The sequence below is a fragment of the Nocardia miyunensis NBRC 108239 genome, from assembly GCF_001613065.1.
GTDB classification, from domain to species: domain Bacteria; phylum Actinomycetota; class Actinomycetes; order Mycobacteriales; family Mycobacteriaceae; genus Nocardia; species Nocardia miyunensis.
The window spans coordinates 45,620-64,744 of sequence record NZ_BDBQ01000044.1 but is presented as its reverse complement, the minus strand read 5'-3'; the positions used below and the strand labels follow the sequence as shown (position 1 = coordinate 64,744).

At 65.9% G+C, this 19,125-nt stretch carries 15 protein-coding genes and 1 tRNA gene; 10 read left to right on the top strand and 6 right to left on the bottom strand.

Translation table 11 applies throughout. The features are described from left to right. Positions 1-35: 35 nt before the first annotated feature. Genes NM2_RS18875 through NM2_RS18865 form a run of 3 tightly spaced genes read right to left on the bottom strand, consistent with a single transcriptional unit; the run spans position 36 to position 3,526 of the window. Entirely contained in the window at positions 36-1,349 is a 1,314-nt protein-coding gene (locus tag NM2_RS18875) for a type III PLP-dependent enzyme domain-containing protein (RefSeq protein ID WP_245718107.1), read from the bottom strand. A 16-nt stretch (positions 1,350-1,365) separates the two neighbouring features. Further along, positions 1,366-2,352: an ornithine cyclodeaminase family protein gene (locus NM2_RS18870; RefSeq protein WP_245718106.1), complete on the bottom strand. Its 987-nt coding sequence runs from the start codon at positions 2,350-2,352 to the stop codon at positions 1,366-1,368. Positions 2,353-2,368: 16 nt separating this feature from the next. Beyond that, positions 2,369-3,526 carry a TauD/TfdA family dioxygenase gene (locus NM2_RS18865; RefSeq protein ID WP_067670368.1) on the bottom strand — a complete coding sequence of 386 codons (1,158 nt, stop codon included), beginning with the start codon at positions 3,524-3,526 and terminating at the stop codon, positions 2,369-2,371. Positions 3,527-3,716: 190 nt separating this feature from the next. On the opposite strand from NM2_RS18865, the gene NM2_RS18860 reads away from it, so the two are divergent. The 7 genes from NM2_RS18860 to NM2_RS18830 all read left to right on the top strand — a co-directional run bounded on the left by NM2_RS18860 (position 3,717) and on the right by NM2_RS18830 (position 10,215). Beyond that, positions 3,717-4,472, top strand: coding sequence for a lytic transglycosylase domain-containing protein (locus NM2_RS18860; protein ID WP_067670366.1), 756 nt, complete (start codon positions 3,717-3,719; stop codon positions 4,470-4,472). Positions 4,473-4,712: 240 nt separating this feature from the next. After that, entirely contained in the window at positions 4,713-6,002 is a 1,290-nt protein-coding gene (eno, locus tag NM2_RS18855) for a phosphopyruvate hydratase (RefSeq protein ID WP_067670364.1), read from the top strand. Positions 6,003-6,039: 37 nt separating this feature from the next. Further along, on the top strand, positions 6,040-6,708 hold the full coding sequence (locus tag NM2_RS18850) for an FtsB family cell division protein (RefSeq protein WP_067670362.1): 669 nt from the start codon (positions 6,040-6,042) through the stop codon (positions 6,706-6,708). Next, positions 6,705-7,256 carry a DUF501 domain-containing protein gene (locus NM2_RS18845; protein WP_067670360.1) on the top strand — a complete coding sequence of 184 codons (552 nt, stop codon included), beginning with the start codon at positions 6,705-6,707 and terminating at the stop codon, positions 7,254-7,256. Before NM2_RS18850 ends, NM2_RS18845 begins: the two co-directional genes overlap by 4 nt. Beyond that, a complete protein-coding gene (locus NM2_RS18840) occupies positions 7,243-8,208 on the top strand; it encodes a Ppx/GppA phosphatase family protein (RefSeq protein ID WP_067670358.1) in 966 nt (321 codons plus the stop codon). The genes NM2_RS18845 and NM2_RS18840 overlap by 14 nt, the downstream gene beginning before the upstream one ends. 400 nt (positions 8,209-8,608) lie before the next feature. Then, positions 8,609-10,075 carry a peptide MFS transporter gene (locus tag NM2_RS18835; RefSeq protein ID WP_067670356.1) on the top strand — a complete coding sequence of 489 codons (1,467 nt, stop codon included), beginning with the start codon at positions 8,609-8,611 and terminating at the stop codon, positions 10,073-10,075. Between the two features lie 66 nt (positions 10,076-10,141). Continuing rightward, positions 10,142-10,215 (top strand) — tRNA-Leu (locus NM2_RS18830). A 48-nt stretch (positions 10,216-10,263) separates the two neighbouring features. Here NM2_RS18830 and NM2_RS18825 read toward each other — a convergent pair. Then, complete coding sequence (locus NM2_RS18825; protein WP_067670351.1) at positions 10,264-12,561, bottom strand: arylsulfatase; 2,298 nt, start codon at positions 12,559-12,561, stop codon at positions 10,264-10,266. 290 nt (positions 12,562-12,851) lie between these two features. On the opposite strand from NM2_RS18825, the gene NM2_RS18820 reads away from it, so the two are divergent. Then, positions 12,852-13,520, top strand: a complete 669-nt coding sequence (locus NM2_RS18820) for an HAD family hydrolase (protein ID WP_067670349.1) — start codon at positions 12,852-12,854, stop codon at positions 13,518-13,520. Positions 13,521-13,599: 79 nt separating this feature from the next. Here the strand turns inward: NM2_RS18820 and NM2_RS18815 are convergent, their stop codons facing one another. Both NM2_RS18815 and NM2_RS18810 read right to left on the bottom strand, forming a co-directional pair. After that, entirely contained in the window at positions 13,600-14,712 is a 1,113-nt protein-coding gene (locus NM2_RS18815) for an alkane 1-monooxygenase (protein ID WP_067670541.1), read from the bottom strand. 129 nt (positions 14,713-14,841) lie between these two features. Continuing rightward, entirely contained in the window at positions 14,842-16,215 is a 1,374-nt protein-coding gene (locus NM2_RS18810; RefSeq protein ID WP_084531237.1) for a lipase family protein, read from the bottom strand. 483 nt (positions 16,216-16,698) lie between these two features. Here NM2_RS18810 and NM2_RS18805 point away from each other — a divergent pair, with 483 nt between their 5' ends. Then, on the top strand, positions 16,699-17,469 hold the full coding sequence (locus NM2_RS18805) for a Mut7-C RNAse domain-containing protein (RefSeq protein ID WP_067670347.1): 771 nt from the start codon (positions 16,699-16,701) through the stop codon (positions 17,467-17,469). Between the two features lie 72 nt (positions 17,470-17,541). Then, positions 17,542-18,984, top strand: coding sequence for a lipase maturation factor family protein (locus NM2_RS18800; RefSeq protein ID WP_067670345.1), 1,443 nt, complete (start codon positions 17,542-17,544; stop codon positions 18,982-18,984). The last annotated feature ends 141 nt before the right edge of the window (positions 18,985-19,125 follow it).

Here is a 19,125-nt window from a genome sequence, read left to right as displayed (position 1 = left end):
ATCGAGTGCGGTGAAATTGCGGTGACGCCGGATGATCATCGGGCGTCGAGCGTCCAGCGGAATTCGCCGGATGTGCTGTACAGCACTACTTTCGGTGGTATCGGTAACTCGTGGAACGCCGACTCGTTCGAATCCATCTGGTAGCCGGCGGTATTGGGGTAGACCAGCAGGTCGCCGATGTCGGCGGCTCGGGGCAGCGGGATACGCCGCCAGCTGAGCATGTCGGATTCCAGGCAGGTGGCCGCGCCGACGCTCGCCGGTGTCGGGGCGCCCGGCCGGGTGGGCCACAGCGCCGGATCGGGTAGGTACTCGCTGTCGAACCACTGCTCGGACAGGCTCAGGCTTGTCCCGTCGACGGTCAGCAGCTGATACGAATCATCGTGCGCGGTCCGGGTTTTCACGCCCTGGATACGGAATACGGTGCTGCCCGCCCGATCGAGCAGGGCGCGTCCGGGCTCGATGGCGAGCCGGACCTCGTTCTCGCGCAGGCGCTGTGCCAGATTCCCGTGCCGCAGGATCTCGTTCAACATGGCCGGACCCGGGCATTCGGTGTGATACGGGTAGTAGGAGTCGAACCGCTTGTCCGCGTGGAATCGCCGCGAGTCCGAGTCGGCGAGGAAGTCCCGCCAGGTCCGCTCGCTCACATAGTCCACCGCGAACCCGCCGCCGATGGAGATGGTCCTGGCGCGATGCCCCTGCTCGCGTGCGGCGCGACAGCGGTCGATCAGGGTGGCGGCCAGTTCCGCCCGCGCGATCGGATCGTAGCCGGACAGGTGAAAGCTGAAGCCTTCCACCGTGATCGGCCCCAGATCGGTGCGCCGCAACGCCGCGTCGAGTTCGGCCCCGCTCATCCCGAAGCGGCTGTTCGAGTCCGGCGGCAGCATCCGCAGCAGCACCCGGGCGGGCAGGCCCGCGCGCACGAGCCCGTCCAACTCGTCCGGCGCGTCGACGGCGATCAGCGCACCGTGCCGCGCGGCCAGCCACAGCAACTCCGCCGACTTCGCCGGGCCGGTCACCATCAACTCCTCGCCCCGAATGCCCTGCGCCAGAGCCGAACTCAGTTCACCGACGCTCGAGACATCCACTCCCGCATCGTGTTCGGCGCATGCGCGCACCACGCAGGACGCCTTGTTCGCCTTCTTGCCGTAGTAGATCGCACCGTCCACACCGGCCTGGGCGAACGTCGCGTGAAAGCCGTCGATATTGTCGCCGACCCGATCGGGATACATCACATGGAACGGCCCACCGACGGCGAACGCGATGTCCCGCAGCAGATTCGGATCCGTCAGCAGGCGCAGTTCCCACTCGTCGCGATGGGCGGGCATCGCCGCAGCGGCGATCGGGCTCACGCGCACCGACTCGGCCTCAATCCCACAGGGACACCTCCGTACCGCGTCCCTCGGCGATCGCCTGTTCGGCCAGGGCGTGCGCGACCGCGATATCGGTGAGTACCAGACCGCTGTTGTAGACGAAGATGTGCTGGTCGTCGCGGGTGCGGCCCTCGACGCGGCGGCTCAGGATCTGCGGCAGTTCGGCGTCCACGCCGCGCAGCCGCCCGTCCGGGCCCGCCATATCGGTTCCGGTCAGCGACATCTGCTGGGCGTTGGTCGCGATCACGCGATCGGCGTCCACGAGCGTCGAGGGTGCCAGGCCGTAGCCGACCAGCACCACCGTGGAACCCGGTGCCAGATCGGTGGATTCGAGCGCGACCTCGGTGCCCGGGCCCGCGGTGGCCAACACCACGTCGGCGCTGCGGGCGGCCTCGCGCGGATCGGCCACGTCCTTCAGTTCCACGTGCGGATTGTGCACGGCGAGATGCTCGTGCACCGCCTTCAGTCCGTCCGGGTGGGTGCCGTAGAGCATCAGCTTGTCCAGTTGCGGATTCGCGGCGAGCAAGTGCGGCAACGCATTACGCCCCTGGGTTCCGGTGCCGATGAGCAGTACGCTGCGCGCTCCCGGACGGATCGTCTCCCGCACCAGCAGCGAGGACACCGCCGGTGTGCGCAACGCGCCGACCCGGGCGCAGTCCATCATCGCGATCGGCATGCCGGTCGCGTCGTCGTACAGGGTGATGGTGGTGTAGTAGCGCTTGGTGCTGCGGTCGTGACTGGGATCGAATTTGTACGAGGTCTTCATCGCGACCACGCGGCGTCGGCCGTCCCGGCCGAGCATGGCGTAGGCCACCGACCAACCGTCCGGATGAGCCACGCTGAGTTTGCGCGGATTATCCGAATCTCCCGCTGCCAGAGCCAGATACGCCTCCTCGACCGCGCGCACCACGGCGACGGGGGTGATCGGAACGTCGGCTAGGTCGCTGCGGCTGAGCACACGCAACGGTGTGGTTCGGGGCATCATGGCAATCCTCGGTTCACTGGTCGTCTGCGGCCTCTGTCCGCCCGTGGACTCCTGCGCCACGGGCCTCGGCCCTCCCGCGGAACGGGGTGACCGTACGTTGTCCATATCCATTTTCCGCCGACTCGGCGGCCGGGCGATCGCGCGCCAGGCGTACGTTCACCCGTTTGAGCCAGCGATCGGTGCCGTCGTAGCGCGGAGTGAACGGTACCCGGCCGTGCACCACGACGTCGTTGTCGACCAGCAGTAGTTCGCCCGGTTCGAGAACGGCTGTGTGGCAGACCCTTTCGAGTTCCTTGCCGAGATGGTCGTAGGCGCTGCGGAATTCGTCGTCGGCGTCGTCGAGCGGGGTGTAGGCGGGGTCGTAACGCAGCGTGGGATGTGACTCGTCCCCGCCGACGGTGGCGAGCGGCGCGGCGGGATAACGGTGAAAGTCGGTGCCGTAGGAGACATCCGGCAGGATCGGCAGGCGCGGACGGCCGAGCCGATGCCGCTGCGCCGGGCTCAGGCGTACCTGGCGGACCGAGGACACCGTCGTGCCCACCCGGTCCGGATTGCGCAGACATCCCAGCATGAGCAGATGCGCCCGCTGCGGATGGAACGCGTCCTCGGTGTGCGGGCACAGCAGGGTGGTGCTGCTCGCGCCGGACTGTTCGTGTTCGTGGCCGGGCGAAGGAACGATGTTGTTGACCAGTCGCCCGCCCTGCTGCCCGTGCCAGCCGAACGGTTCGCCCGCGCTGCGGGCCAGCAGCAACATGGTGACGTCCAGCTGGAACGACGCCCGGCCGCGCGCGGGATCCCCGCTCCAGGCCGCCGCCTCGCGCCAGTCCCGCGGAGTAGGGCCGAGATCCTGCTCCAGCAGCGGTAATCCGGTCAGGACAGCTGCTCCGGCATGGCTCGCGGGCGGGCGCAGGACGTTGTGCACGGACTCGGGGAGTTCGGCGGCGCGCACGTCGACGAGGTCGATCAGCCGCGGATCGGCGAGGGTGCGACACACCTGTTCGGACACGCCCGGCATCGCTCGAAATGTGACGGCGATCTCAGTCGCGGCGGTTCGCACGGCGTGCGCCGCGGGCGCGGTGAGCGTGCGGCGCTCGATCTGATCGTCGGGTGAGCTATCGGACGCGGTGTCGACGGGGTGGTGCGGGTTACGTTCGCAAAGAACGTGATTCACCAGGTATTCCCTTCTGTGAGGCATGGTGAAGCATCGGGGGGACCACTCGTCTGCGAAGGTAGTCGCTTCAACCTTATTAAGCAAGCCTTACCTAATAAGCGGCGAGTTAAGATAGCCAACCCACATCGCGACAAACAGAAGACACCGTAGCGGATCGGCGCCCGAATTCACGCATCTGGATGATGGTGGTGTGCGTAGTGCGGGGACCGGTGGTCGCGTCGCTCCAGCTGCTCGTGTCGGCGTGTTCGCCCTCGTCGCGGCGGTCATCGTGCTGTGCGGATGCGGGCTGGGCGAACATCTTCCGCCGATTCCGGACGGCATACCGCCCGGCCCTGGGGCGGTGATTCCGGCGATCGATCTCGACGCGCCCGGCCGCAGCGCCGCGCAGCTGCACGGCTGGGCCGCCGATCGATCCGGTGCGCTGAACATCCCCGTGATCGCCTTGGAGGCATACGGTTACGCCGCGGCCGTGCTCGCCCGTTCGCGCCCGGACTGCGGAATCGGCTGGACCACCCTGGCCGGGATCGCGAACGTGGAGAGTCGGCACGGCAGTCACGGCGGTGCGCACATCGAGTCCGACGGCCGGGTCACACCGCCCATCCGGGGCATCCCGTTGGACGGATCACCCGGTGTGGCAAAGATTCTCGACGAGGTGGCCACCGCGCGCACCGGCAGTCCGGTGTACGTCCGCGCGATGGGCCCGTTCCAGTTCCTGCCCGGAACCTGGCAACACTGGGGCGTCGACGCAAACGGCGACGGCGTCGCCGATCCGGACAGCATCGATGACGCGGCCCTGACCGCCGCCCGCTACCTGTGCGCCAGCGGCGGCAATCTGGCCGCCGCCCCGGGCTGGCGGCAAGCCCTGCTGACCTACAACCAGTCCACCGCGTACATGTCCGAGGTCCGTCGCGACGCCGCCGCCTACGGCATCGGCCGACACCCGTAACGGAATCCGCTGTCCGGCAACCGGTGCGCACACAGCCCGCTACCGCACTCGGTGTGTGGATCCGCACACGCCGCTGGGCCTGCCGGGGGTGCTTGTGCAAGTACGGGGTGCGTGTGGGTAAGGGGTTCGGGTGTGGCGCGGCCGGCTGGGATAGGCTCGCTACGCACGGGATCGCCGTGCGACCTGCTCATGAACGGCGGTGGGCAGGGCCGTTGTTGCTGCCGAAGGAGTGTCGTTTTCGTGGCCATCATCGAACAGGTCGGAGCTCGCGAGATCCTGGATTCGCGCGGAAACCCTACCGTCGAGGTCGAGATCGCTCTCGACGACGGCACGCTCACCCGGGCGGCAGTGCCCTCGGGCGCGTCCACCGGCGAACACGAGGCCGTCGAATTGCGCGACGGGGGTGAGCGGTACGGCGGCAAGGGTGTGCACAAGGCCGTCGAGGGCGTGCTCGACGAGATCGCCCCGGCCGTGATCGGCCTGGACGCGGTCGAGCAGCGCACCGTGGACCAGGTTCTGCTGGATCTGGACGGCACGCCCGACAAGTCCCGCCTGGGCGCGAACGCGCTGCTGGGCGTCTCGCTGGCGGTGGCTCGCGCCGCCGCGGAGTCCTCGGGTCTGGAACTGTTCCGTTACCTGGGCGGCCCGAACGCGCATGTGCTTCCGGTGCCCATGATGAACATCCTCAACGGTGGCGCCCACGCCGACACCAGTGTCGACGTGCAGGAATTCATGATCGCCCCGATCGGCGCCCCTACCTTCCGGGAGGCGCTGCGCTGGGGTGCGGAGGTCTACCACGCGCTCAAGGCCGAGCTGAAGACCAAGGGCCTGTCCACCGGTCTGGGCGACGAGGGTGGTTTCGCCCCCGATCTTGCCGGTGGCACCCGCGAGGCGCTCGACCTCATCGCCGCCGCGATCGGCAAGGCCGGCTACAAGGTCGGCAGCGAGGTCGCGCTGGCCCTGGACGTCGCGGCCACCGAGTTCTACACCGCCGGAACCGGCTATAACTTCGAGGGATCGGTACGCACCGCCGAGGAGATGACGGCCTTCTACAACGAGCTGCTCTCGGCCTATCCGCTGGTCTCCATCGAGGATCCGCTGTCCGAGGACGACTGGGCGGGCTGGGTCTCGCTGACCGACGAGATCGGCGACAAGGTCCAGATCGTCGGCGACGATCTGTTCGTCACCAATCCCGAGCGCCTCGAGGACGGCATCGCCAAGGGCGCGGCGAACGCTCTGCTGGTCAAGGTGAATCAGATCGGCACGCTCACCGAAACCCTGGACGCGGTCGACCTGGCCCACCGCAACGGCTACAAGACCATGATGAGCCACCGCTCGGGTGAGACCGAGGACACCACCATCGCGGATCTGGCCGTGGCGGTCGGCAGCGGTCAGATCAAGACCGGCGCCCCCGCCCGCAGCGAGCGCGTCGCCAAGTACAACCAGCTGCTGCGCATCGAGGACGCGCTGGGCGATTCGGCCCGCTACTCCGGGGACGTTGCGTTCCCGCGCTTTGCCGTCGAGGGATAGTACCGTCGGAATCGTTGTGGCGGCGGAGGTGTGAGAGATGACCGAACGGCGGGCGCGCGGCACCAGTCCGGGCGGACGTGGTGACCGCCGCTCGTCAAGGTCGGCTCACTCGCGCCCGGAACGTACCGTCTCCACTCCGCCCGCCCGCACGACCGCGGGTAAGCGGGCCGCGCAGCGCCGGACATCGGGTTCGAGGTCCGAGTCCGGTCTGGCGGCGAAGAAGTCGCCGAGGCGATCGTCCGGGCGGTCGAAGGACAAGCGCGAGCATCGGTTCCTCGGTCTGTCGACCGGACGTGCGGTGCTGCTTGCCGCGGTGCTCTGCGCGCTGGCGCTGACCCTGGCGGTGCCGATGCGCACCTACCTGAGCCAGCGCGCCGAAGCGACCCAGCTGGCCCAGCAGCGCCGCGACCTCGAGCAGGACGTGGCGCGTCTGCGCGATCGTCGTGCCCAGCAACAGGATCCGGCGTACATCAAATCCGAGGCGCGCGAGCGCCTGCGGCTGGTGATGCCCGGTGACACCGCCTACATCGTGCAGGTCCCCGGCATCGAACAGCCCGCGGTGCCCACCCCGACCGCCGCGCCTCGCAAACCCGACCCCTGGTACACCGAGCTGTGGCGCAGTATGGACAACCCGCAACCGGCTCCGGCGGCCGCGCCGCAGACCGGCACGCCGCCACCCCCGACCCCGGAAGGAAAGCCCCGGTGACCGACACCCCACCCAGCGACGCCGATCTCGAGATCGTCGCCCGGCAGCTGGGCCGTTCGCCGCGCGGCGTACTCGCCATCGCCTACCGCACCCCGGACGGGCAGCCCGCCGTGGTGAAGACCGCACCCCGGCTCCCCGACGGAACACCGTTCCCGACCCTGTACTACCTGACCGATCCGCGTCTGACCGCGGAGGCCAGCCGCCAGGAGGCCGTGGGCCTGATGCGCGGGATGACCGAGCGGATCGCGACCGATCCGGCGCTGGCCGCCGCCTACCGCCGCGCGCACGAGAGCTATCTGGCCGAGCGCGACGCCATCGAATCGCTGGACACCGATTTCAGCGGCGGCGGCATGCCCGAGCGGGTCAAATGCCTGCACGTGCTGATCGCGCACGCCCTGGCCAAGGGGCCGGGGGTGAACCCGTTCGGCGACGAGGCGGTCGCCCTGGCCGCCGAGGGCGGTCTGCGCGGCACCGCGATCCCGGCCGATTGGCCGAAATACGAGCAGTACCAGGCGGATTCGACAGGAGTTTCGAATGGCGACGAATGACCGAGTGGCCGCGGTCGACTGCGGCACCAATTCGATCCGACTGTTGATCGCCGACGTGACGGACGGGTCGTCGGATCGGCCGCGGCTGACCGATCTGCATCGGGAGATGCGCATCGTGCGCCTGGGGAAGGGGGTGGACGCCACCGGTGAGCTGAATCCGGAGGCGATCGAGCGCACCCGCGTCGCTCTGCACGATTACGTGGACCTGATGCGCGAGGCCGGGGTCTCCACGGTTCGCATGGTCGCCACCTCCGCCACCCGCGATGCCCGCAATCGCGACGACTTCTTCGCCATGACCGCAACGGAATTGGGTCGTGTCGTACCGGGCGCGCAGGCCGAGGTGATCACCGGCGACGAGGAGGCGCGACTGTCCTTCGCCGGTGCGGTCGGTGAATTATCCAGTGCCGAAGGGCCTTTCGTGGTGGTCGACCTGGGCGGCGGATCCACCGAGGTCGTCCTCGGCGATGCCTCGGGCGTGCAGGCGGCCTACTCGGCCGATATCGGCTGTGTGCGCTTGACCGAACGTCACCTGCACGGCAATCCGCCGACCGGTGAAGAGGTCGCCTCCGCGCGGTTCTTCGCCGAACGGCGGCTGGCTCAGGCATTCGGCGTCGTGCCCGTGGAGCGTGCGCACACCTGGGTGGGCGTCGCCGGAACCATGACCACGATCGCCGCGGTCGCCCTCGATCTGCCCGAATACGATTCGGAGAAGGTGCATCTCACCCGGATGAGCCTCGCTGACGTTCGCGCGGTCTGTCATCGGCTGATCGCCATGAATCACGACGAGCGCGCTGCCCTGGGCCCGATGCATCCCGGCCGGGTCGATGTGATCGGCGGCGGCGCGGTGATCACCGAGGTGCTGGCGGACGAGCTGGCGCGCCGGGCGGGGATCAGCGAGCTCGTCGTCAGCGAGCACGACATTCTCGACGGAATCGCGTTGTCGCTGTCCTGAATCGGTGCCGCGGAACGGTTTCCGTTCGCCGAGGGGGAGGCGGTACTGGGGCGTCTCGGGAAATGCCGGTCGGTTCCCGATGTGTGGCTGTACATTTCCCGGCCGTGCCTCAGTCGAAGCGACGAGCCAGTCGTAATCGTTCATCGCCGGACGGAACGGTCATCTGTGAGCGCTCACATATGCCATTGAGAGGGTGCAAAATGTTCAGTCGTACCACCTGATGGCTTCGCTCATGCGAGCAGAATGCTCATAGCCTGATCATCTTGGTCGTAAATTTCGTCACGAACCCGACGAACTGACTACTCTTCCCTCGGCGGCGAGCCGGCGACCGGTTCGCATCGTGCGACGCAACCGCCACCCTGGTTGCTGGAAAATTGCGTGTCATGGAAAGGTCGAATGCATGACGGAGGTGGACGACCAGCCCGAACGGGTATCCGAACGCACCGTGTTCGGACATCCGATCGGATTGGTGAATCTGTTCGGGGTCGAGCTGTGGGAGCGTTTCTCGTTCTACGGCATGGTCACGATCCTGGGTTACTACCTGTACTACTCGCTGACCGAGGGCGGGCTGGGGCTCGAGAAGACCACTGCGACAGGCATCGTCGGCGCCTACGGCGGTGTGGTGTACCTGTCCACCGTGCTGGGCGGTTGGCTGGCCGACCGGGTGCTGGGCATGGAACGCACGGTCTTCTACGGCGGCGTGGTCGTCATGGCCGGGCATATCGCGCTGGCCGTACTGCCAGGATTGGCCGGGGTGGGTGCGGGTTTGACGCTGGTCGCGCTCGGCAGCGGCGCGTTGAAGGCGAATGCGTCCTCACTGCTCGGCACCCTGTACGAGAAGGGCGACCCCCGCTGCGACGGCGGATTCACGCTGTTCTATCTCGGCGTCAACCTCGGCGCGTTCATCGGCCCACTGATCACCGGTGTCCTGCAGACCGATCTGGGATTCCACTACGGTTTCGGCGCGGCGGCGATCGGTATGGCCCTGGGGTTGATTCAGTACGTGGTATTCCGGCGGAATCTGGGCACGCACGGGCGTATCGTCCCGAACCCGTTGCCGCGCAATCAGATTCCGATGGTGATCGGGTTCGTCGTCGTGGTCGTCGTGGTGGTCGCGATCGCCGGCGTGACCGGACTGGTGAAGTTGTCCGCCCTCGCGTGGTGGATCACCGGTGTCATCGCCGCCGCATCGATCGTCTACTTCTATCTGATGCTGACCAGCTCGAAGGTCACCCCGCTCGAACGGGTCCGGGTGCGTGCGTTCATTCCGCTGTTCATCGCCAACGCCGTTTTCTGGTCGTTGTTCCAGCAGATCTTCACGGTGCTCGCGGTCTATTCGGACGAGCGGATGAACTGGTCGGTCTTCGGCTGGACCGCGCCGTCGAACTGGATCGGCTCGGAGGAGCCGGTCTGGGTCATCGCCCTGTCACCCCTGTTCGCGCTCATGTGGACGCGGCTGGGCAACCGCGCTCCGACCACGCCGCGCAAATTCGCCTACGGCGTGATCGGGATGGGCGTGGCGTTCATGCTGTTCGTGCTGCTGTCCGGATTCGAGGGCAAGACGGTGCCCGCGCTGCTGGTCTTCTTCATCCTCGGCGCCTTCGCCATCTCGGAGCTGATGCTGTCCCCGATCGGCCTGGCCGTGACCACGCAACTCGCGCCCGAGGCGTTCCGCGCCCAGATGATGGCCCTGTATTTCTTCTCCGTGGGTATCGGCACTTCCATGTCCGGTGTGCTGTCCGACTACTACAGTCCGCACCACGAGGTCGCCTATTTCGGCATCATCGGCCTGGTCACCATCGTCGTCGGCCTGGTCGTCTACCTCTTGGCCCCCCGCATCAGCCGCCTGATGGAAGGAGTTCACTAACTCCACACCACCGAACCTGCGCAGAATTCCGAGACGGACGTACGACTTCGGTACGCTAACCGGGTCGCCCCCGTAGCCCAATTGGCAGAGGCAGCGGACTTAAAATCCGCCCAGTGTCGGTTCGAGCCCGACCGGGGGCACTACGACACCGCAGGTAGATCGGGTTGTCCGGGTTTTCGCGGCCGTCTCTACTCGCCCACCAGCTCGGCCGCCGCCTCGACCGCCTGCGCGATTCCCGCAGGTACCCGAACCGGGCCCGGGGTGTATGTGACGGCGCGTAGTTCGCCGCTGTAGCGGAACGGGCCGCGGCGTGCTCGCAGCTCCCACGCGACGGGGCCGCGGGCGTCGACGCCGACGGAGATACCGGTCCACGGCGACATGCCTGCCAGCTGTACCTGGTCGGGCAGCTCGGCGGCCCGGTGCCCATCGATACCGATCGTGAAGTCCCAGCGCAGCCTCGGCCGTACCTGCGCCGAGAGTGTGATCGATTGCGCATCGGGGAGAATCCGGGCCGCGGTTGTGGCGTAGCGACCGTAGCCGTTGAACCCGAACACCACTCGGCCGTCTTCGATATAGAGCAGGTATCCGCCTTGTGGGTCGCCGTGCGCGACCAGCACTCCCTCGTCTCCGGTGCGGTAACCGGCCAGTTCCACGGTGATCGTGAAGTCGCGGTAGGCGATGAGTCGTTGCGAGCGGTAGCGCTCGAGCGTCGGTGTGCCGGGCAGCAGGCGCAGTGGTTCGGACAGCCGTGCCTCTTCGGGGCGTCGCAGCGCCAGGTCCGAGCGGGTGAGCAGCGGGAATACCGTGTTGCGCCAGGCGGCCTCGTCCCAGGCGTCGGCGAGTTCGGCCACCTTGTCCGGGAACTGCGACGAAATGTCGTGCAGCTCGGTCGGATCGGTGCGCACATCGAACAATTGCCACCGCGGGTCGTCGACATCGGCGCCAGGTTCGTGCAGCGCCAACAGTTTCCAGCCGTCCCGGTAGAAACCGCGGTGCCCGGTCATCTCCGAATATTGCTCGACGTGCCGGGATTTCGCCTGTCCGTCGAGCAGCACCGTCGCGGCCGAGACACCGTCGAAGTCCTTGGCGGGCAGGCCGTGACGTACCGTCGGCCGCTGTAGCCCGGCCAGCTCCAGCAGTGTCGGCGCAAGATCGGTCACGTAGGCGTACTCGTGCCGGATCTCGCCTGCGGGGAGTCCTTTCGGCCAGGACACCACGAACGGCACCCGCACGCCACCGGCGAAGGTTTGCCCCTTGTAGAACCGGAACGGAGTATTGGACGCCTGGCCCCAGCCGCGCGGATAGTGCACCCCCAGTCGCGCGGTGCCGATCAGTTCTTCGTCGTGCGGGACGTCGCCGACCCAGTCCGGGTCGTCGATGTGCGCGAATTCCGCCAGGTAGCTACGGGTTCCGTCCGGGCCGCCCTCGGCTGTGCCGCCGTTGTCGGAGGTGAATACGACGATGGTGTCGTCGAGTTCGCCGAGCTGTTCCACCGTGTCGAGCAACCGGCCCAGGCTCTGGTCGATGTTGTCGACCATCGCCGCGTACACCTCCATGTACCGGGCGAACCGTCGCTGCTCCTGTGGTGTGAGCGAATCCCACTCCCGCGCATCGTATCCCGGTTCGGTATTTCGCGTTCTCTGGCGCGCGCCCTCGGGGAACAGTCCCTGTGCTTTCTGCGCTGCGAATCTGTTCTGCCGCAATCGATCCCAGCCCTCGGCGTAGCGACCACGATACTTCGCCAGATCGACGTCCTTGGCCTGCAGCGGGCCGTGCAGCGCCACATGAGCGAAATAGAGGAAGAACGGCTTGGTGGCGTCGTGTGCCCGCAGATCCTTCAGGTAGGAGATCGCTTTGTCGGTGAGATCGTCGGTCACGTAATAGTCGTCCGGATACTCTTCGACGTCGACCACGGAATTGTCCGAGACGATCTGGTTCGGGTAGAAGTAGGAATTGAATCCCTCCAGCGAACCGTAGTACCGGTCGAAACCGCGCTGGATCGGCCACGAATCCCGATGCGCCGCTGGGTTCATCGTCGCATCCCGTACCAGATGCCATTTGCCGACCGCATAGGTGGCATAACCGTTGTGCCGCAGGATCTCCGGCAGCGTGAGTACGTCGTCGGCCAGTTCCAGCCGCAATCCCGGATATCCGGGATCGGCATTCGCCACGAAGCCGAAACCTGCCCGGTGCGAGTTGATCCCGGTCAACAGCGCAGCCCGCGACGGAGAGCACAGCGGCGTGGTGTGGTAGTTGGTCAGCCGAATTCCCTTCGCGGCCAATCGATCCAGGGTCGGTGTCTCGATCTCCGCACCGAACGGCCCGATATCGCTGTAGCCCATGTCGTCGACCAGCACCACGATAATGTTCGGTGCACTGGATGGGGCCTCGGGCGGATACTCCCACCGCGGAGTGGAATCGGCAGTGGTACGACCGATTTCACCGGCGAAGTCGGTATAGCCGCGCGCAAACTCGGGAACAGGCATGACTGCCAGACAATACGAATATTCTCCCGATCGGCCAGCATTCTGTGCACGCTGCGCACAACAGCTGTTTCCCTCCGCAGACTCACTTAGCATGCTCGTCGTTCATGCCAGGCGGCCACACGAGTCCGGACCAGGATCAGGTAACGGTCAATAGTCCGTCCACGATCAACAACTGGATGTTGGCTGTTGACTCGTCCGCGCCGTAGCGCAGTGCGAACGCGCGATGCTGGACGACCGAGGCTCGGTTGATGCCCCTCTGGCACAATTGGGAAGCTGACAGGGGGCCTCTCATGATCGACGGATCTGCCATCGCCCAGGCTCACCGGTGTCTGCTGCTCGATTTCGACGGCCCGGTATGCGCGGTGTTCTCGGATCTCACCGACCGCGCAGCCGTAGCCGAGCTTGTTGCCGAATTGCCCGCACCGCTTCCGGACGAGTTGCGCACCACCCGTGATCCGTTTTTCGTACTCCAGTACGCCGCAACGACTTACGACTATTCGACGACGGCGAGGCTCGAACGGTGCTTCACCGAATTCGAGCTCGCCGCGGCCCGGAAAGCGAGGCCTACTCCACATGCTGATGAGGTAATCCGTTATACCGCAATGAATTCCCGGATCATCGCTATCGTCAGCAACAATTCTGTCACCGCCATCGACGCCTATCTCACCCAGCACGGCCTGCGACCGTTCGTAAGCGGCATCTTCGGCAGGACCGCCACCAACCTCACGAAGCTGAAGCCCTCGCCCTTCCTCCTCGAGGAGGCCGTCGACCAACTCGCCGTACTGTCCAGTGACTGTGTGTTCGTGGGTGATTCGATCACCGACCTCCAGGCCGCCCACGCCGCCCACGTCCCGGTCGTGGCCTTCGCGAACAAGCCCGGCAAGGCCGACGACTTCACTCGGTATCAACCTGCAGCAGTAATCCGCAGCATGGCCGAGCTGTTACCCGCATCGCACTGAAGATCCGGAATCTCGCTGGAATCACCCGCCGAGGGCGGGATTCAGATGATCATCTCGGTTCTGGTGACCGACGTGGTGCTCACGGACCCCTGTTCACGAGTGTGATGTCGCCGTTGTAGTGGGCGAGTACCCGGGGGTCCATCACTGTGCGCCACAGTGGGGGGATCAGGGCGAGCAGGATCATGGTGGCGTAGCCGAAGGGGAGTTGGGGGGCCTCTTCGCAGCTGCGCAGCGTTTGGTAGCGGCGGCCGGGGTTGGCGTGGTGGTCGCTGTGGCGTTGGAGGTGGAACAGGAAGACATTGGTGACGAGACTGTCGCTGTTCCAGCTGTCGCGCGGCGTACACCGCTGGTATCGGCCATCCGCTCGACGCGCGCGTAGCAGACCGTAGTGCTCGATGTAGTTCACCGTTTCGAGCAATCCGATGCCGATCACGGCCTGCACCAACAGAAATGGAATGATCACGTACCCGTAGGCGAAGGTCATCGCGAGGAACAACGCGGCGCTCATCGACCATGCCTGCAGCAGATGGTTGTCCCGGCTGAACCACCTTTTCCTCTTGCGGGCCAGGCGTTCTCGTTCCAGCTCGAGCGCCGAGCGGAATCCCTGTAAGGTACTGCGGGGCAGGAAAACCCAGAGCGACTCGCCGAATCGGGCGCTCGCCGGGTCCTCGGGCGTGGCGACGCGGATATGGTGGCCGCGGTTGTGCTCGACGAAGAAATGTCCGTACCAGGATTGCGCCAACGCGATTTTCGCCAGCCAGCGTTCGAGATGTTCGGCCCGGTGGCCGAGTTCGTGCGCCGCGTTGATGCCGATGCCGGAAACGAAGCCCATGGTCACGGCCAGCCCCAGCTTGTCGACGAGATCCAGCTCGGGACTGGACCACATGAATCCCGCGATGACCAATCCGATGAACTGGATCGGCAGGAAGGCATAGGTGCACCAACGGTAATAATGATCGTTGGACAATGCCTCGTAGTCCTCGTCGCGCAGGTTTCTCCCATCGATTCCCATCGCCACGTCCAGCAGCGGAATCACGCCGAGCACGGCGATCGGGCCGATCCACCAGAAGAGGCCGAGCCCCGTGAGGCTCACCAGTTGCCCAGGTAGTAGAGCGCCTGCGGGTGCTAATGAACTCAGAATCCACAGGTAGCGTTTATGATCGCGCGCCTGGGAAGGTCTGAAAACCGTCATGGCCGTTTCCTTCATCCAATCGAGAAAGATTCAATTGAATGCTTGCTGTTGAAAACGGTTGCGCTCCGGCGGCCACCGGAATTCGATCGGAATCCCGGTGTGCCGGAACCGGTTACTTTCGTAGAGACCTCAACGCCGCGCAGGGCATTCGCTCGGCGCCGGTATGCCCTTCAGCCGTTGGTTGACCCAGTCGCCGAGTCCGGCGGAGCTGGTGGCGTAGCTGGTCAGGTGTTCGCCCGGCACGACGCGGAAGATCGCCGGAACACCACGGCCGCATTGTTGGCCGTACATCCGCTGAACGTCCTGGATGGGAATCCAGGGATCCCACGAACCGTGGTAGACGTACAGCGGTACCCCCGACGTCCGATTGCTCAGATCCATTTGCCTGTAAAGGTTTGCGGCCATCGGGGTGTCGATCGAGTTGCTGACGTTGGTCATGCCGTCCATCGGGATCCCGACCACGCCCAGCGGCCCATCGGCATCACCGCACACGTCCCGCACCGATGAGGTCGCCACCCACTGCCCGAGATGGTTCGTGTACTGGAGCATCTCCGGATGTTCACGAGCGAGCGCCAGCGACACCGCAAGCAGGATGCCGGACGCGATCCCGCCGTTGAAGCGGTGGGCGATGTCCCAATAATCGCTGGCCAGTCCACCCGTCGCGGCCCCGACCAGAACATTCGTCAGGTCGGGCGCGTACTCGCGTTGCAGCATCGCGGCCGCGTACGAGGCGATCGCTCCGCCCGAATAGCCGGTGGCCACATAGCGACTGGCGCCGAACTCGGCCGGCATGAAGTTCCGCACTGCGCGAATGGAATCGAGCATCATGTGCGCGGCCACATTCGGCTCGGCATATGCCATCAGCGGGCCCTCGTGATCGGGCAGCAGAACCGCGTGCCCCAGACTCAGGGCCGACCAGATGGCCGGCACGAACCAGGCGAGATCGGTGTTGGGCCTGTCGAGTAGGCCGTGTGACAGTTGATAACCCGGGGTGCAGTGCGACCCGAGTGCGTTGATCGGCAACGCGTTCACCTCGACCGGGCGGGCTCCCGGACCGTTCCACTGCGCCGCTGGAATGAGCAATGTCGCGGTGCCGAAGGACGGTGTTCCCGTCGCCGAGGTGGAACGGAATTTCAACAACATCGCACGCCGGATCGGGGTCGTCATTCGCTGGGCGGCCGTCGCCGTCACGTCGCGTGATTCGACGATTTGCCCGGGATGCAGGGCGGCGAGATTCGCGGGCCAGACATCGAAAGCCGGATCCCCGGTCGGCGGCGACAACGTCGCACGCCACAATGCCGTCTGCCGGTCACCGGCCGCGGTCAGTGGCGGCGGCGTGATGTGACTGTCGATCCACTGCTGTACCGGTGTGGGCAGGAAATTACCCGATGCCGGAGGCGTCGCCGGCCTGCCATTCGGGGGCGCGTCCGCCTGGGCGGGCTGATTGCCCAATAGTGCACAACCGAGAAGAACCGTGACCACACCTGCGAGAAACGCTCTCATAAGCCAACATCCTTTGTTCGGACGAAGCTACCCGGGAGTATCCGTAGTGGGGGGCGCTATGCGGAGCGACTTTATCAAAGGGGTAGTTGACAGCCAAGAAGGCGCTTTCGAACTGTAATCAAAGCCGTTGGGCGGCAATGGCGTAGCGAGAACGCCTCGGCCTGTCGACCGGGCCCGATGCGGAGCGCTAGGGTATTAAGTCACATGAAACGGCCGTATTGATCTCGGGTTTGCGAATATTTGTTCGATGGGTCGAGGTGGGCGCGCTCGTGTCGCCGTGTAGTCACGGCAATCAATTCGAGTAAGCCGATGTCCGATATTCCTCGATCGGCGTAATCGGTTGTGTGTCGCCGACGAGTCCGCTGGGTCCACCGCATGCGCGATGCGGCCGTAACGGCTGGGGTCCGGTTGTTCCCGCTGAGGAGTTCGAGAAGTGCCGGGGAGTAGGCGCGGCCCGGCCGCCACCCGTTCCACAATGGTCCTGTGGCCCCGAGTGTCGAACTGCGGGTGTATGCCGAGCTGAACGATTTCGTGCCCGTGGCGGCGCGGAGCAGGTCACAGCTGCGGCCGATCCGTCCGCACCAGACCGTGAAGGACATCATCGAGGCCGCCGGCATCCCGCACACCGAGGTCGACCTCATGCTGGTGAACGGCGAATCCGTCGATTTCGGCCACCACCCGCGGCCCGGCGATCGGCTCGCCGCCTACCCGGTGTTCGAGACACTGGATATCGGGCTGCTGACTCGGGTCCGTCCCCGCCCGCTGCGCGATCCGCGCTTCATCGTGGACGTCAATCTCGGCGGGCTCGCCCGGCTCATGCGGTTGATGGGACTCGACGCCCGATGCCCGTGGGATGCCGACGACACAGCGCTGGCCGAGGCCGCCGCGGCCGAGGGACGGATCATACTCACCCGTGATCGCGGACTTCTCAAGCGACGCAACGTAACTCACGGTGTGCTCGTGCGGTCGAATCGGTCCTTCGAGCAGATCGTCGAGGTGATCCGCCGACTCGATCTGGCTGATCGGCTGATGCCGTTCAGTCGCTGCCTGCGCTGCGGCGGTGTCATCGTCGACGTGGCGAAACAGGACGTCATCGACAGACTCGAACCACTCACCCGCGACTACTACGACACCTTCAGGCAGTGCCGGGACTGCGGCCGGATCTACTGGGCGGGTTCGCATCAGCGGCGGCTGAACGACCTCGTCGACCGGATCCGCGTCGCGATCGGGACCGGAGGGGATGCCGTGCCCTGATCGGCCGTTTTCGGGCCGCGGCTCGGGTGCCACAATGGAGATCGAACGTCCAGCGTCCGAGGAGCGACGGGCATGGGATGGTTCGACGCACCCGAATACTGGTTCGGCCGGCAGATACTCGAGCGGGGTACCGCGGCCGTCTACCTGCTCGCTTTCGTGGCGGCTGCCAGGCAATTCCGGGCGTTGATCGGCGCCAACGGGATGCTGCCGGTGCCGCGATTTCTGGCTCGGCGATCGTTCGGGCAGGTTCCGAGTGTTTTCCAGCTGCACTATTCCGACCGGTTCTTCGCCGTCGTGGCCTGGTTCGGGGCGGCGCTGGCGGCGGCGGTCTGCGCCGGACTCGCCGATCTGGTGCCGCTGGGGGCGGCGATGGCGATCTGGTTGGTGCTGTGGGCGCTGTACCTGTCGATCGTCAATGTCGGTCAGGTGTGGTACGCGTTCGGCTGGGAGTCCCTGCTGCTGGAGGCCGGGTTCCTGGCGATCTTCCTCGGCAACGACCGGGTGGCGCCCCCGGTGCTGGTGCTGTGGCTGGCGCGGTGGCTACTGTTCCGGGTCGAGTTCGGCGCGGGACTGATCAAGCTGCGCGGTGACCCGTGCTGGCGCAACTTGACCTGCCTGTATTACCACCACGAGACCCAGCCGATGCCGGGCCCGCTGAGCTGGTTCTTCCATCACCTGCCCAAACCGTTGCACCGGCTCGAGGTGGCGGCCAATCACATCGCCCAGCTCGTCGTGCCTTTCGGACTGTTCGCTCCGCAGCCGATCGCCTCCGCCGCCGGCGCGATCGTCGTCGTGACGCAACTCTGGCTCGTGCTGTCGGGTAATTTCGCCTGGCTGAACTGGCTGACCATCCTGTTGGCCGCGAGCGCGATCACCGATTCGGCCGCGGCCTCGGTGCTGCCGATTCCCCGCTCACCAGTACTACCGCCGGCGCCGCCCTGGTTCATGGTCCTGGTCATCGCGCTCACCACTCTGGTGGCGGTGCTGAGCTTTTGGCCGGCGCGCAATCTGGTTTCCAGCCACCAGCGCATGAACATGTCCTTCAACCCGTACCGACTGGTCAATACCTACGGGGCCTTCGGCAGAATCGGACGGACACGTTTCGAGGTCGTCATCGAGGGCACCGACGAGCCGCACATCACGGAGCGGACGGCGTGGAAGGAATACGAATTCAGAGGCAAGCCCGGCGATCCGCACCGGCTGCCCAGACAGTGGGCGCCCTATCACCTGCGCCTGGATTGGCTCATGTGGTTCGCCGCCCTCTCTCCTGATTATTCGCAGCCGTGGTTGGGCCCGTTGATGTTTCGGTTGTTGCGCAACGATCGGGCGACCCTGCGATTGATCCGCCACAATCCGTTCCCCGAATCCCCGCCGCACTTCCTGCGAGCGCAGCTCTACCTCTACCGATTCACCACCCCCGGCGAACTGCTGCGCGAGCGATCATGGTGGCACCGCACCGTCGTGGGCGCATACGTTCCGCCGATAACGCTCGGAAACGTGCAATCCGCACCCTGACACGCGGTCGGCGTGGGATATGACCGTGAGATCGCCCCGGTGCAACGTGTCGTCGCGATAGCCGGGACCCTCGAAGTCGACGGCCTTACCCGTATTGTCATGTGCGAAAGTCGAAATCGCTGTACCGGGAGACGGGCGGCT

What these genes read in the sequence shown, in the direction of transcription:
- NM2_RS18810 (WP_084531237.1), bottom strand. Translation starts at nt 16,215, where the DNA reads ATGAGAGCGTTTCTCGCAGGTGTGGTCACGGTTCTTCTCGGTTGTGCA.
- NM2_RS18820 (WP_067670349.1), top strand. Translation starts at nt 12,852, where the DNA reads ATGATCGACGGATCTGCCATCGCCCAGGCTCACCGGTGTCTGCTGCTC.
- NM2_RS18800 (WP_067670345.1), top strand. Translation starts at nt 17,542, where the DNA reads ATGGGATGGTTCGACGCACCCGAATACTGGTTCGGCCGGCAGATACTC.
- NM2_RS18850 (WP_067670362.1), top strand. Translation starts at nt 6,040, where the DNA reads ATGACCGAACGGCGGGCGCGCGGCACCAGTCCGGGCGGACGTGGTGAC.
- NM2_RS18870 (WP_245718106.1), bottom strand. Translation starts at nt 2,352, where the DNA reads ATGCCCCGAACCACACCGTTGCGTGTGCTCAGCCGCAGCGACCTAGCC.
- NM2_RS18815 (WP_067670541.1), bottom strand. Translation starts at nt 14,712, where the DNA reads ATGACGGTTTTCAGACCTTCCCAGGCGCGCGATCATAAACGCTACCTG.
- NM2_RS18840 (WP_067670358.1), top strand. Translation starts at nt 7,243, where the DNA reads ATGGCGACGAATGACCGAGTGGCCGCGGTCGACTGCGGCACCAATTCG.
- NM2_RS18835 (WP_067670356.1), top strand. Translation starts at nt 8,609, where the DNA reads ATGACGGAGGTGGACGACCAGCCCGAACGGGTATCCGAACGCACCGTG.
- NM2_RS18825 (WP_067670351.1), bottom strand. Translation starts at nt 12,561, where the DNA reads ATGCCTGTTCCCGAGTTTGCGCGCGGCTATACCGACTTCGCCGGTGAA.